The organism is Jatrophihabitans lederbergiae (assembly GCF_031845305.1).
GTDB classification, from domain to species: Bacteria; Actinomycetota; Actinomycetes; order Mycobacteriales; family Jatrophihabitantaceae; genus Jatrophihabitans_A; species Jatrophihabitans_A lederbergiae.
In genome coordinates, this window is the sequence record NZ_JAVREH010000077.1 from 1 (window position 1) to 12,426 (window position 12,426).

At 66.6% G+C, this 12,426-nt stretch carries 15 protein-coding genes and 2 pseudogenes; 12 read left to right on the forward strand and 5 right to left on the reverse strand.

Annotation, left to right across the window (positions count from 1 at the left end):
* The coding region (locus tag RM423_RS22760; protein ID WP_311425338.1) for an APC family permease at window positions 1-758 on the forward strand (758 nt) is incomplete at its 5' end.
* A 137-nt stretch (window positions 759-895) separates the two neighbouring features.
* Here RM423_RS22760 and RM423_RS22765 read toward each other — a convergent pair.
* Window positions 896-1,237 carry a hypothetical protein gene (locus RM423_RS22765; protein ID WP_311425339.1) on the reverse strand — a complete coding sequence of 114 codons (342 nt, stop codon included), beginning with the start codon at window positions 1,235-1,237 and terminating at the stop codon, window positions 896-898.
* Between the two features lie 826 nt (window positions 1,238-2,063).
* Between RM423_RS22765 and RM423_RS22770 the strand changes: the two are divergent.
* Both RM423_RS22770 and RM423_RS26035 read left to right on the forward strand, forming a co-directional pair.
* Window positions 2,064-2,363, forward strand: a pseudogene (locus RM423_RS22770) (helix-turn-helix domain-containing protein); the annotation flags it as partial.
* A 256-nt stretch (window positions 2,364-2,619) separates the two neighbouring features.
* Window positions 2,620-2,790 (forward strand): annotated as a pseudogene (locus RM423_RS26035) (DUF6308 family protein); the annotation flags it as partial.
* 84 nt (window positions 2,791-2,874) lie between these two features.
* Here RM423_RS26035 and RM423_RS22775 read toward each other — a convergent pair.
* Entirely contained in the window at window positions 2,875-3,894 is a 1,020-nt protein-coding gene (locus tag RM423_RS22775) for a hypothetical protein (protein ID WP_311425340.1), read from the reverse strand.
* A gap of 166 nt (window positions 3,895-4,060) precedes the next feature.
* On the opposite strand from RM423_RS22775, the gene RM423_RS22780 reads away from it, so the two are divergent.
* Together RM423_RS22780 and RM423_RS22785 are read left to right on the forward strand one after the other, a co-directional pair.
* Window positions 4,061-4,840 (forward strand): abortive infection family protein, encoded by a 780-nt coding sequence (locus RM423_RS22780; protein WP_311425341.1) that lies wholly within the window; start codon window positions 4,061-4,063, stop codon window positions 4,838-4,840.
* 48 nt (window positions 4,841-4,888) lie between these two features.
* Window positions 4,889-5,149, forward strand: coding sequence for a hypothetical protein (locus RM423_RS22785; RefSeq protein ID WP_311425342.1), 261 nt, complete (start codon window positions 4,889-4,891; stop codon window positions 5,147-5,149).
* Window positions 5,150-5,249: 100 nt separating this feature from the next.
* Here the strand turns inward: RM423_RS22785 and RM423_RS22790 are convergent, their stop codons facing one another.
* On the reverse strand, window positions 5,250-6,083 hold the full coding sequence (locus RM423_RS22790) for a M48 family metalloprotease (RefSeq protein ID WP_311425343.1): 834 nt from the start codon (window positions 6,081-6,083) through the stop codon (window positions 5,250-5,252).
* A gap of 197 nt (window positions 6,084-6,280) precedes the next feature.
* On the opposite strand from RM423_RS22790, the gene RM423_RS22795 reads away from it, so the two are divergent.
* The 3 genes from RM423_RS22795 to RM423_RS22805 all read left to right on the forward strand — a co-directional run bounded on the left by RM423_RS22795 (window position 6,281) and on the right by RM423_RS22805 (window position 8,972).
* Window positions 6,281-6,634, forward strand: a complete 354-nt coding sequence (locus RM423_RS22795; RefSeq protein WP_311425344.1) for a hypothetical protein — start codon at window positions 6,281-6,283, stop codon at window positions 6,632-6,634.
* A 318-nt stretch (window positions 6,635-6,952) separates the two neighbouring features.
* Window positions 6,953-7,408, forward strand: a complete 456-nt coding sequence (locus tag RM423_RS22800; protein WP_311425345.1) for a MarR family winged helix-turn-helix transcriptional regulator — start codon at window positions 6,953-6,955, stop codon at window positions 7,406-7,408.
* Window positions 7,395-8,972: an MFS transporter gene (locus RM423_RS22805; protein WP_311425346.1), complete on the forward strand. Its 1,578-nt coding sequence runs from the start codon at window positions 7,395-7,397 to the stop codon at window positions 8,970-8,972. The genes RM423_RS22800 and RM423_RS22805 overlap by 14 nt, the downstream gene beginning before the upstream one ends.
* Window positions 8,973-9,377: 405 nt before the next feature.
* Here the strand turns inward: RM423_RS22805 and RM423_RS22810 are convergent, their stop codons facing one another.
* The gene (locus RM423_RS22810) at window positions 9,378-9,788 is read right to left on the reverse strand and encodes a GNAT family N-acetyltransferase (RefSeq protein ID WP_396327832.1); all 411 of its coding nucleotides are present in this window, start codon (window positions 9,786-9,788) and stop codon (window positions 9,378-9,380) included.
* Between RM423_RS22810 and RM423_RS26040 the strand changes: the two genes are divergently transcribed.
* A complete protein-coding gene (locus RM423_RS26040; protein ID WP_396327833.1) occupies window positions 9,673-9,957 on the forward strand; it encodes a VOC family protein in 285 nt (94 codons plus the stop codon). The two genes, RM423_RS22810 and RM423_RS26040, sit on opposite strands and share 116 nt — an antisense overlap.
* 245 nt (window positions 9,958-10,202) lie before the next feature.
* On the opposite strand, the gene RM423_RS22820 is transcribed toward RM423_RS26040, so the two are convergent.
* Window positions 10,203-10,655 carry a GNAT family N-acetyltransferase gene (locus tag RM423_RS22820; protein WP_311425347.1) on the reverse strand — a complete coding sequence of 151 codons (453 nt, stop codon included), beginning with the start codon at window positions 10,653-10,655 and terminating at the stop codon, window positions 10,203-10,205.
* Between the two features lie 16 nt (window positions 10,656-10,671).
* Between RM423_RS22820 and RM423_RS22825 the strand changes: the two genes are divergently transcribed.
* From RM423_RS22825 to RM423_RS22835, 3 genes are all read left to right on the forward strand, one after another.
* Window positions 10,672-11,004 carry an alpha/beta fold hydrolase gene (locus tag RM423_RS22825; RefSeq protein ID WP_311425348.1) on the forward strand — a complete coding sequence of 111 codons (333 nt, stop codon included), beginning with the start codon at window positions 10,672-10,674 and terminating at the stop codon, window positions 11,002-11,004.
* 132 nt (window positions 11,005-11,136) lie between these two features.
* The gene (locus RM423_RS22830; RefSeq protein WP_311425349.1) at window positions 11,137-11,631 is read left to right on the forward strand and encodes a GNAT family N-acetyltransferase; all 495 of its coding nucleotides are present in this window, start codon (window positions 11,137-11,139) and stop codon (window positions 11,629-11,631) included.
* A gap of 100 nt (window positions 11,632-11,731) precedes the next feature.
* Window positions 11,732-12,334, forward strand: coding sequence for a hypothetical protein (locus tag RM423_RS22835; RefSeq protein ID WP_311425350.1), 603 nt, complete (start codon window positions 11,732-11,734; stop codon window positions 12,332-12,334).
* The last annotated feature ends 92 nt before the right edge of the window (window positions 12,335-12,426 follow it).

A 12,426-nucleotide genomic window follows, 5' to 3' on the forward strand; every position in this document is an offset into this window, starting at 1 on the left:
TCAACGCCTTCGGTCCCGGCCTGGCGGTCAAGGCCGCGCAGGATGACCCGGAAGGCTTCTTCTTCACTATCGGCCAGCGCATGGTCGGCAATGGCATGCAGACCTTGCTGTCGCTGCTGATCGTGACGAGCATGTTCGCGGCCATCGTGGCCTTTCACAACAACGTTGCTCGGTACTTTTTCGCCCTTGGGCGGCAGGGGATTCTCTGGCAGCGGCTCGGCCAGACGCACAGCACCCGGCAGTCGCCGTGGGTGGCCTGTTGTGTCCAGACCGTGCTGGCCTTCGTGGTGGTGCTCGGCTTCGCGCTGGCCGGCCGCGATCCATTCCTCGATCTGTTCACTTGGCTCACCGGCATCGGCGCGGTCGGCGTCATCCTGCTGCAATCGATGGCCGGGGTTGCGATCATCGTCTTCTTCCGAAAAACGAATCTCGACCGACGGGTGTGGAATACGCTAATCGCCCCGATCACCAGCCTGGCCGGCCTGCTCACCTTGCTGTTCTTCGCGTTTAAGAACCTGACCACTCTGGTCGGTGCGAAGGGCGCGATCGCGAACACACTTCTGGGTTGTGTGCTGGGTGCATTCGCCATCGGACTGGTGGCTGCGCTGGTGCTGCGCCGACGTTCACCGGCTACCTATCAGCGGCTCGGCGCCCGGCTGCAGTCCGAGGCCGCGGCGACCGGCCAGTCACCGCTGGCTGCGTCCTACGGTCAGCCCCGCACCCCGACCGCCGCCGAACCGGAGAAGATCCAGGACTGACACCCCGCACCCGAGCGGCGACGGTCGGTACGCCCCGTGCGTGCCGGCCGTCGCTGCTGTCCAGGGGTTAGCCAGCAAATTTCGCCCGGAAAGCGTCGCAGCAAGCTCGTCTGAACAAGGGCATTTGCCGCCCACCGTTATGTCCGATTCAGCTGCGCCGTGATGTAGTCGCGCCAGGCCATCTCGTCGTCCGGGCGCGTCTGCGGGTGTGGTCCGAGCCGTCCGCGCAGCACCTTCTCGGTCGAAGAAAAGCGGTCGAAAAGCTCAAGCTGACCGGCCAGCGGAAACAGCTCATGCTGCCATTGGACGTGCTGCAGAACCGGCGCCCGAATGCTTTCGGCCGCGTCGGCGATCAGGTCGTTCGCGGCGAGCGACCGGGGCAGTAGTTCGGATTGGGTGAGCCCGAACTTTCCCAGTACCGCGCACCGCAACCGGGCCCCCAGAGCAGCGCAAGCCGGCAACCCGTACCGGGCGCCCATCGAACATCCCGAGGAAGGCCACTCGTTGTTCATCGACCCAGCCCGATTCGGCCGCGGCCGCGAGCACGTGCATCCAGTCCTCGCTCATCCGATCGTGCAGGGTGCGGGCGCCCTCAACCGCCACCCGCTCCTGATTGTCCAGGGGTCCGGCGCCGGCATCAGCGCGATCACCATGGAACGGGCCATCGATAGCGAGGGCCGCGATTCCGGCCCGGGCCGCGCTACTTGCGTCGAGCACGGGCAATCATGAGCAAATTCCACCGATGGCCACACCCAGCGACACTATTGCCAACACTATCGACAGCGTCGGGTTGTTTCCGGCGCGTCCTGCCGCCAAGCTCCCCGCTACGAAGGTAATCACCGTTCGCGCTTCCTCACTTTCGAGATAGCCCATATCCGAGCCGCGATGCCGGCTGCGAGCAAGAGTAGAACAAAATGAGCACGACTATCAAAGCCCGCCAACCCTTCTACGTTGCATGATCGGTGACTGCGTCCTAATCCTAGAAGTGAGAACCACGGAGCACATCATTAACGTCGCCGCCGATCTGCACCTCGGCTCAAGGCATCGACACCATAGCCGTAACCGAAACATCCCGTTCCGAACGTCACCGACAAACGACCTATTGGCTCATCCACCTCAGCATGGTAAAACCCGTTCCTAGCGGGCCAACCTGGCTCGATCACCTACTTTACTGATGAGGCTGGAGTGGCTGAGTGAGTCCACGTCGCCAAGCAAGCCAGCTGCCCAAATGCGATATCTGTCATCGAACGCACAATGACTCCACAACCGTGCAAGACATGTACCGATCGACAGAGCCCACCTTGGCTGACCTTCACCGGCGAGGACACCGCGATGGCGACGCTGCTGCTGTCTGTGATGGGCGCGTTCGCCGAGTTCGAGCGGTCACTGATCCGGGAGCGTCAACGCGAGGGCATCGCCCTGGCGCGCCAGCGCGGCGCCTACCGCGGGCGTGCCCGGGCGCTGAACGGCGAGCAGGTCGGGCAGCTGCGGCAGCGGGCCGCTGACGGCATCCCGAAGGCGACGCTGGCCCGGGAGTTCGGAATCAGCCGCGAGACCGTCTATCAGTACCTGCGCGCCGGCTCGGGAGCCGAGCAGGCGGGCTGATCACGATGACGGCCGCTGAGCGGGCGGGCGAAGGGTTTCTCACCGCCGAGCAGCAGCGCCGCTACGTCGATGATCCCAACCAGGCGCAGCTAGACCGGTCGTGGCGTCGTCATCAGCCGTGAGGCTAGGCGGCGTCGGTCCGTCACCCTGCAACTGATCACGAGTGCGTGTGTCGGCCGCCGTCATTCCCGCAGTACATCGTTGGCATAACTGACTACGACGCGGCCGGGGGGGTCCCGATGCTCAAACAGCCGCCTCGCTCCTTGCCAGCATTCCTCCGGGCCTCGATCTGGTCGACGCCGAACCGTCGGTGATCTCCAAAGGCAGCAAGGCGTGGGAACTGTGGGACATGCTGATGGCTTACGGCGATGTCGGCCCCACCACAGCAAGCAAGCTGATCGCCCGCAAACGACCGCGGCTGATACCGGTACAGGACGTCAGGAAAACGGCTTTTAAGACCCGAAGCATGGTTCTCTACCGACCGGCCGGTGTCCATGACGATGTGCAACTTCTATGGGTGACGCCGGTCATCCTTTCCACTGGCGCGGGTGTAGTAGCTGTCCGGACCGTAGCCGGAATCGTCGTCCTCGCCATGGGCCGAGTGGTCGTCATACTCCGCGTCGTCCGCCTCGGCGATGCGGGCAAATTTCGACCTGATAGCACCGCCGCCTCCGAGCAGTCCCCAGACTTTCTCGCGTTCCTCGGCCAAGTTGACCGCTTCGCCAGCCAACAGCTCCAGCGTCAGCTCAAGCTCCCAGGAGACGAGTACCCCATACCGCGCGGAGTAGATGCCGATCCTGTTGATGCCGTACTTATCGGAGTGGTCGAAGAGGGTGTACCCCAGCAGTTGGTACAGGTCTTCCCTCGAGAGCGCATTGCCGCGGACTGCGGTCTTGAAGTCGAGAAGGAAGCCGTTGCTGATCACGTCTGCATCGGCCGGGCAGAGCACTGAGCCGTCGAACGTGGGGCCGAGGTGAAAGGGCGCGCTGAGATGCGGGAACAGGTACTCCTGCGCGAGGTCATTCAGCTCCGTCAACTGCCGGAACGCATCTTCCGGGATGAGCGAGAGAAGGTGCGCTGGAGTGAAGTCGTCATATTCCAGCAACTGGTTCAGCGGGGACCCGGGGAACAGCCCCGCACGGTAGACCTCAGTGCAGAGCGCCAACGCCCAGCACGCGCGGTCCAGCTCGGTCGGGACTGTATTGGCCTGAGCCGCCTCGCGGCCATGCCGGATGACCTCGTGGATGGCTTCCACGTAGTCCGGCCGTGCCTGGAACGCACGGATCGCCACTTGCGGGATATAGCCAGGGTCCAGCAGGAAATGCATCCGAAAGTCGAACGCGGCTCCCAGTGTTCCGCCGTTCGCGCCCCCACCCCCAGGAAGACCAGCAACTCTCAGCTCTCCTGCTCGGGATCGGTAGTCCTTCTGGAGGGGACGTGCATTCGGGAACCTCAGGTCAAGGTACTGACGCAGCGGTGACGCCTTGTCGCCAATGGCGCTAGTCAGGTTGAGGTAGCGGTAGCCAGTCATGGCCCCATAATCCACGGGGGCACCGACAGATCCTGGCCCTCGGGTGGGACAGCGAATCCTCGCACTCCTGGTAACGCTCACATTCCTTCGATCCGAAGCCGCGACCGGCCAGACGAGCTAACAGTCGCGCCGGGCCAGCGTCGCCTCCGGATGGGACCATAGAGCCGTGCCCGGTCCCATCGCCCGTTTGCCGCAGCGTGTCGTCAAGCTGGCCACGGGCATGTTCGCGCGAGACACCGGATTCAGTGGACCGGAACTGCATGACCTCTTCGCTGACTACACCGACGATCTCGGCTCGTATGCCGGCTGGGGCGGCGGCGGTGAATCGCGGTGGCAGATCTTTGAGCGCGGACTGTGGTCGCTGAGCGTCGATGATCAGCGGCGTTTCCTGCTTGACCTGTGCACCTACGACGGCCCGAGCAAGTATCCGATGCCGTCCGATGACGACATCGCGAAGCTACGCAGCCTATTGCTGTCAGGAACCGCGCCGGGGGCGATGGCTGCGTCGGACCGTTTGGAGTCGCTGGCGGACTGGGATGCGGTCAAGCGATCGTGGGACGGAGCATTGGCGAAGGTCGTGTCCGATCCCGAGGGCGCCATCACCGCGACCAGAACAACCCTCGAGAGCATCTGCAAGCATATCTGCGACGAACGCGGCACCGCCTATGACGACGGTTGGGACTTGTCCAAGCTCTACAAGGCGGCAGCGTCCTCCATGGACATCGCTCCCGACCAGCACAGCGAGCAGATCATCAAGCAAATCCTGACCGGGGTCACCACCGTCGTCGGCGGCCTGGCCGGCATGCGCAACAGCCTCAGCGACGCCCACGGACGCGGCAAACGCGCGGCACGGCCGGCACCTCGTCATGCGAAGCTCGCCGTAAACGCCGGGTTCGCCGTCGCCGGATTTCTCATCGACACCCACATCGAGAAGCCGGCCCGGTAAGTGTCACCGGCCCGGAAGTTCATCGCGTGACGAACAACGGAGGACGAAATGGGCCTGACGGTGCAGCTGCCCAAGGATGTCGCGGTCGGTCTGGTCGAGGTCGGCGAGGCCGTCTATGACCGTGACGCCGCACTCGTGCACGGCGCGTTCGCAGATCTTGCGGCCTACGCCGCGATCTTCGCCGGTGACAGTGCCGCCGTCGTGACGCTGATGACCACACCCGATGTCATCGCCTCACTCGCCCGACGCCTGCATCGACGACGCGCTGAACGAACCCGGTGGCTCAACGCGCGCGGCCCCGGCGGGTGAAGTGAGTCTGCGAATGAACGCCTCGATCGACGAAGCCGTGCTGGCCGCATTGCTGACGGCGCTGTGGATCGACGAGTCGGGCAACGAAGAGGCCGATACGTCAGGGACGTAGTAGCCAGAAGTCTCCTGGACTGTCCGTGAGCGCGCGAAGGACACGATCGTGCTCCATCTCGTTGAGCGCCGAGAGCAGCGCCAGTAGCCGCCGCATCGGGAGGGGGTGCGTGGCCTCATCGCCGGGAGTGGCGGCCGCCACCAGTTCGAGGAGTTCGAACAGGATGCGGACGCTTTCCCCGGTCCGAGTAGCGGCGGGCGGGTTCGCCGCGAGCCATGAGGCTGCCAGCAGATCAGCTTCGTACTCATGGGCGTGGGTCCCGGCCACATCAAGACAAGCAGCAACGTCGGGGGCGGGTTCGAGGTGGCCGGCGATGACGTGACCGATCTCGTGGACCAACAGGAAGATCATGGCGACGGCCGCATGCGCTGCTGCGAGGCCTTCGGCCTCGGGAGCAAGAATCAGCGAAGCCGGGCGGGTGCGACCCGTGTGGCGGTACCACCAGGCGAGATCCAGCGCGCTGCGCCGGGCAGCCTCCTCACGCTCGCGGTGAACCAGTGTCGGCATCGCGGAATTGTCGTCGAAGGCGGTCCACGCCCGTGTATAGGTGTTGACCGCGTACAGCAGCGCATCGGTCAGGATCACCGTGTTCGAGCCCTCCGGCTCGCGCCGCACACCGATCGCGATGCGCTGCGAGGACACCAGCACGACCGCGAAATCGGAAGCCGGCAAACCGGGCGGCACATCGGCGAGCACCGCCGTCCATAAGGTTCGAAGGTACTGCCGCACGAGCGACTCGCCGGGCTCGCGCGCCGTGTCAGCGGCCAGCCAAGAGTCCGACGTGGCGAGTCGCGGACGCAGATCGATGGGCAGCGCGGTCACACGATCAGTCTGCGCGCCGGCCGTCACGTTGGGGTATGCCCGTTCGATGAGACCTGGGCGGTCATAACCAGGAGAGCGGTGGAATGCAGGCGATAGAAGCGAACCCGCGGAAGTAGTAGAACTCAATCAGCGCAACCGACGCGATTGCAGGTCCCAGAGACTGCGCAACGCGATGAGGCCACGCCGCCAAACGCTCGATGGTCGCGGCGAGCAGGAAGACGTCGTCGCTCAATGGAACCAAGAACTTCGAGATCCCCGGACGCTTCGGGAACATCGACCTCGCGATCCTGCCCATCAACGGCCTGTGCGTGCGCCCGGCCAACATGCGGCAGGTCGTCATGGCCGCCGACCAGGCCGCCGCGCTTACCGCCGTGCTCAATCCCACCCTCGCGCTGCCGCACCATTACGCATTCCACAGCGGACAGCTCGGCGACCGGATAATCACCAAGGGCGACCAGGACCCGCGTCACTACACCGACGCGCTCGCCCGCGTCGCGCCGCAGGTCGCGACCCGGATCGTGCTGCCCGGGACGCCGGTGACCGTCCCGTAAGCGCGCCCAGAGCCGACCGCGAGCTCATGCCGACGGCGGCCGACGACCTGCCCGCGGCCGAGCGGCCGATCTCGCAGTAGTCCGGGCCGTCCCGGGTCACGAGCCACAGCTCACCGCCGTTCGTCAGCACCCTCACCGCCGCGGTGCACCTTCTCGAAGCTCTCCCACGACCAGGACACCGCCGCCCAGCTTTGGCAACGCAAGCGCCAGTCGCTCGGATCAATCGTCCGGTGGCCCACGTCTCCCGGCTGCCGGTTCAAGTGGTAACGTTCTTTGAGGTACCTCATGATGAGGTGTAGTAGGAGGGACGGGGCCTGCGTGGAGGACATTTCGTCGGCTGACCTCGGTCAGCTCTACCTGGAGCTGCATCACCGCTTCTACCGACTTGTCGACGAGGCGATGGTCAGCGCAGGGCTGTCGCTGTCACGGGCCAAGGTGCTCAAGCAGCTCCACGAGAACGGCCCGATGAAGCAGGTGACCCTGGCGGCCACACTCGGCCTCGCCGGCCGCTCGGTGACCGAAGCGGTCGACGCGCTCGAACGGCAGTCGTTCGCCGTGCGCAGGGTCGACCCGAACGACCGACGGGTCTGGCTCGTCGATATCACCTCCGCGGGCGCCACCGCCCTCACAAACGCCATGACCGCGAAGACGCGGGCCATGCACGACATCTTCGGGGCGCTTGACGCCCCCGCTCGAGCCGAGCTCGCACGGCTACTCGTGTCGCTGCGCGACCGGCTCACACATGACCCAGGAGAATTGCATGCCCAGCAGTGATGTCACTCTGAGCACGCCGACCAGGACGCTCGAGCACACCGCGGCCCAGCCGCGCGCCAAGGATCCCCGGTGGCTCATCCTCGTCGTCGTTTCGATCGCCCAACTGATGGTGGTGCTCGACGCGACCGTGGTCAACATCGCCCTTCCGTCGGCACAGGCCGACCTCGGCTTTGGCAGTGACCAACGGCAGTGGATTGTTACCGCCTACGCGCTCGCCTTCGGCAGCCTGCTGCTGCTAGGCGGCCGCATCGGCGACATGTTCGGCCGCAAACGCGTGTTCCTCGTCGGACTGGCCGCCTTCGCCGTCGCATCGGCGATCGGCGGTGCGGCGCCGTCGTTCGGCGTACTGGTCACGGCCCGCGCGCTACAGGGTGTCGCCGGCGCGATGCTCGCGCCCGCCGCGCTGTCGACGCTCGTCACCACGTTTCGCGACCCGCGCGACCGCGGCAGGGCCTTCGGCGTCTTCGGCACCGTGGCCGTTGCCGGCGGCGCCGTCGGCCTCATCCTCGGCGGCGTGCTGACGCAGTACCTGTCATGGCGCTGGGCGATGTACGTCAACGTCGTCTTCGCCGTCGCGGCCGCGGCCGGCGCGCTGATCTGGATGACCCACGAGCGGCCCACGACACGGCCGCGGATCGACGTCGTGGGAACGGTGCTCGCGTCCGCCGGCTTGTTCGCCTTGGTGTTCGGCTTCTCGCGCGCCGAGTCCGACGGTTGGTCGGCGCTCACCACGGTGCTGTCGCTCGTGGCCGGCGTCGCGCTGCTCGCCGTGTTCATGGTCGTCGAGCAACGGATCGACGCGCCGCTGTTGCCGATGCGCGTCGTCGGCGACCGCGCGCGCGGCACGGCCTTCGCCGCCGTCGGCCTGGCGGGCATCGCGATGTTCGGCGTCTTCCTTTTCCTGACCTACTACCTGCAGGCGGTCAAGGGCTTCAGTCCGGTCTCATCCGGTTTCGCGTTCCTGCCGATGATCGCCTGTGTAATGATCAGCTCCAACACGTCGAACATCGTCACGCTGCCGCGCTTCGGCCCGCGGCCCGTCATCACCATCGGCATGCTGCTGGGGTGCGCCGCCCTGGCCTACCTCAGCCGAATCGACGTCCACTCCAGCTACGCCGCACACGTGCTGCCCTCGCTGATCGTCATGGGCTTCGCGATGGGCATGGTGATGGCCCCGGCGATGAACACCGCCACCGCCGGCGTGCAGCCGGCCGACTCAGGCGTCGCCGCGGCCCTGGTCAGCACCATGCAGCAGGTCGGCGGCGCGATCGGCACGGCCGTGCTCAGCACGATCGTGGCCACCGCGACCACCAACTACGCGGCCTCGCGCCCTCCGGGCACGGCGAACATCGCCCACAACGCCGCAACGCACGGCTTCAGCGTCGCCTTCGCTGTCAGCTCCGCGCTCTTCGCGCTCGGCGCGGTCATGGGCGCGTCGCTGTTTCCGTCGAAGACGCGGATCGCCGAGCTGCGCGCCGCCGCCAGCGCACCGACCGGCACGAACGCCAGAGTCGAAAGCCCCGACAAGCAAGCGATGGCCGACACGGTCTTCATCGAAGTCTGAGCCCGACCCGCCAGGCGCCTCAGGCCAACGCCACCCTCACGCGCGTGGCCCCCGGCGCCGCCGCGTCTGCACACCGCACAGCCGGACGCCTCAGCCGGACGCGGTCTGACATTCGGGCCGTCGTCCTCACCCCCAGCCACATAGACCACATAGGGATAGGGAATGGCCAGCGCCGGGGGCGGCCGATGTGGCCGGGTACCCGCATCCGGCCGATGCGGCGCTGGCGGCGCCGAGGTCCATGCGCGGGCCGTACCGGAAGTTGTCGCCGTACAACATGACTGACACCCCGTTGTGAACCGTGCATGTGGGACGGGTTCAGCAGGCGCGCCGCTCCGCTGTCGGCGCGGTCAGACAGTCGTTCCATTTCCAAGGAAGTGGAACAGCCCACGGCGCGGATCGCGGCCGCTAGGAAAGCCGCTCCGCCGGCTTGGGGCTGCCGATCCACCCGTCGGCACGCTCGCCGCGCTGCACAAGCAGGCCCCGGACGGTTCCCTCAACACGGAAGCCACATCGCTCGGCCACTCGGCGGGAGGCGTAGTTGCCAACCTGCGCACGCCAGTGGAAGCCCCGAAGGCCCAACTCTTCGATACCCCACGACAAAATGAGCTGGACTGCGGCCGTCGCGATTCCGGCGCCGCGAGCCCACGGTGCCAGGCCGAAGGCCACCTCGGCCCAGCCGCCCTCCTGCAGGCGCAGATCGATTGACCCTGCAAACCGGCCCCGGTACTCAACGGCGAACGCCGCCACATTTCCGCCATCCCATCGCCGCGCCACATCAGCAAGGAACCATGCGGCGTCTTCCCGGGTGTACGGCACCGTCGACCGCGAGTACGAGCGACTCACCCCGCTGGTCGACCAGTGGGTGCAGAAGCCGACGACGATGCCCTGGGGCAACCGCTCCATCATGTTCCGCGACCCCGACGGCAACCTCGTCAACCTGTTCACGCCCGTCACCGAAGACGCCATCAACAAGTTCCGGCGCTGAACAGCGCAGCCTCCGGGCAGCCGATGCCGCCACCGCCCGGGCCGACGAGGGCGCCGTCCCACTGCTCGATCGGCTGCCCGACTGGCGTCCCGCTGGTCCTTCGGCAAGTGGAACAGCAGGCAAGCCCATCGCTCCGCTTCCAGGCAGGCCGACTCGCCGCGGTGCGCGGCTGTCTATGTCAAGGACGGCTCGCCACATAGCGCACGTGTCGCCGCAGCGGGCTGCCCTCCGGGACCCGAGGATGGTCAAACTCGCGCTCGAATGTCATGCCCAGGCGTCGCATGACCTGCCAGGAAGCCTGGTTGGGCACTGCTGTGACGCTGACGACCCGCTCGACCTCGTCCAGGCCACGTCGCAGGGCAGCAGCGCCCAGCCTCCGTCGCCCAGCCGTGACCCCAGGCCCAGCGGGCGAGCCGCCAGCCCACCTCCAACTCAGAGTCGAGGTGGTCAAGGACCGTCCACTGGATGCCGGTGAACCCGGCGAAGTTGCCTCGGGCCTCGAGCGCCCAGAGGCCGAACCCGTGGTCCTCGAAATGCGCCTCGATGCGGTCGACCAGCGCGTCGCTCTGCTCCCGGGTCAGCGGCGCCGGGAAAAAGCGCATGACCTCCGGGTCGGCGTTCATCCCGGCGAACGGCTTCCGGTCGTCCTTGCTCCAGCGGCGAAGGAGCAAGCGGGCCGTACGAAGCTCGTCGGTCACCGCTTGAGTGTGGACGATGCGACCCGTCCGGTTCGACCGCGTCATGCACGCGCGCATCAGCACCGCGCAGGTGAACCGGCACTTCACGCCTTCGATCCCCGACATGGACCTGCGCCCGGGTCTGGCGGCGGTGCGCTGCCCGGTGCTGGTCCTCGTCGGCGAGCACGACCCGATGGTGCCGCCCAGCAACGCCGAGCAGGCCGTCGCGGCCATCCCCGTCGGGCTGGCGACGCTGCACCGCGGGCCCAATGCCGGGCACCAGGTGCTCTGGGACGCCCCCGACGTCGTCGAGGACCTGCTCCGGCCCTTCGTGAGCCGTTGCACGACGGACGCGGACAGCCGGACCTGACAGTCGCTGACCGCGCGTGGCCGAGGCTCCCGGGGAGCATCCGTTCCCGGGGACGTTGCAGCACCTGAGTCGGCGTGCTGGAACGGTGACCCGCCCCGGGCCGCCTCCCAGGTGGTGCGGCACCCTCGTGGAGTGACAGACCTGGCGCAGCTGCCCCTACGGGACGCGACGGTGGCGCTGCGGCGCGCCGTTGCTGGAGACGTGCGTTCGATCGTGGACCTGTTGGCCGCCGACCAGCTCGGTGCGACCCGCGACGGGGTCACCACCGACGGGGACCTGCAGCCTTACCTCGACGCGTTCGGCGTCATCGACGCCGATCCGGCGCACCTGCTGCTTGTCGCGACCGACGGCGCGCAGGTGCTTGCGACCATGCAGCTGACCTTTCTGCCTGGGCTTGCCCGCCGCGGCGCGCTCCGCGGCCAGATCGAGGCAGTGCGGGTCCGGCAGGACTACCGCAGTCGCGGTCTGGGCGCTGCGCTGTTCGTGTGGGCGATCGAGGAGGCGCGCCGACGGGAGTGCGCCCTAGTCCAGCTCACGACCGACAAGTCCAGATCTGATGCTCACCGCTTCTACGAACGTCTTGGGTTCGTCGCCTCCCACGAGGGCCTCAAGCTCCAGTTGCTCTAGGGGTTGGGACACCGGAAAGGATCGCTGCGGCCGGCCGGCCACATAGTGCTGCGAGAACTGCGCCATCTACCGCTGCAAGTCACAAGCTGACCAGGACTTGGTGTTCCAGCTGCTCAGCAAGATGGCCGAGAACGACCCGGAGATGCAGGAAATGCTCGCGGTCAAGGACCGCGACTGGATCGTTCGCGGTAACGCCGTGGCGAAGGTCCTCGAAGAGATGGAGGGACCCTGGAAGGGCCGGTTCCAGAACGCCAACGAGCGCAAGCGGCGCGGCGACGGGGTTGTGATGCCGATGGCCCAGTTCATTCGCTCACTCAAACCCGTACTAGATATGCCGGTTCTCAAGAACGCCGACAACGCCACTATCGCCGGCATCATCAACGCCTACTGGAAGGAAGGCATCGCGCTCGTCCTCCCGGAACCCTTCGCCGGCGATATCGAGGATTACGCGGTCAGAAGGGTCAAGGCACGAGCGCGCTGCACCGAGTACTTCCCCAGGTCATCGAGGTCATCCGTGCCGCCAACGACAAACTGGGCGACCCGGAGTCCTACGCCAAGGTCCTCCTTGACCTGCCTCAGCTCAACGGCATGGCTGTCGAAAACGGCCAGCAGGTCCTCCGCTCCGGCGCGGACTTCTGGAAGGTGGGTTCGGTCGTCTCTGGCTACAGCGGCGACGCCGGCCGACGTCGCCTTGGTCTGTTGATCCAGGCCCTTATCCCGGCACCGTCCGAGACGCTCAGCCTTTGAGCAGTAACCTATTAGCCGTCCCGAGGGGGCGACGGGCCGCACATGCGG

Bases quoted from the DNA above. Each gene is read 5' to 3' on its own strand.
- RM423_RS22805 (WP_311425346.1), top strand. From the start codon at position 7,395: ATGCCCAGCAGTGATGTCACTCTGAGCACGCCGACCAGGACGCTCGAG.
- RM423_RS22795 (WP_311425344.1), top strand. From the start codon at position 6,281: ATGGTCGCGGCGAGCAGGAAGACGTCGTCGCTCAATGGAACCAAGAAC.
- RM423_RS22825 (WP_311425348.1), top strand. From the start codon at position 10,672: ATGCGACCCGTCCGGTTCGACCGCGTCATGCACGCGCGCATCAGCACC.
- RM423_RS22785 (WP_311425342.1), top strand. From the start codon at position 4,889: ATGGGCCTGACGGTGCAGCTGCCCAAGGATGTCGCGGTCGGTCTGGTC.
- RM423_RS22765 (WP_311425339.1), bottom strand. From the start codon at position 1,237: ATGGGCGCCCGGTACGGGTTGCCGGCTTGCGCTGCTCTGGGGGCCCGG.
- RM423_RS22775 (WP_311425340.1), bottom strand. From the start codon at position 3,894: ATGACTGGCTACCGCTACCTCAACCTGACTAGCGCCATTGGCGACAAG.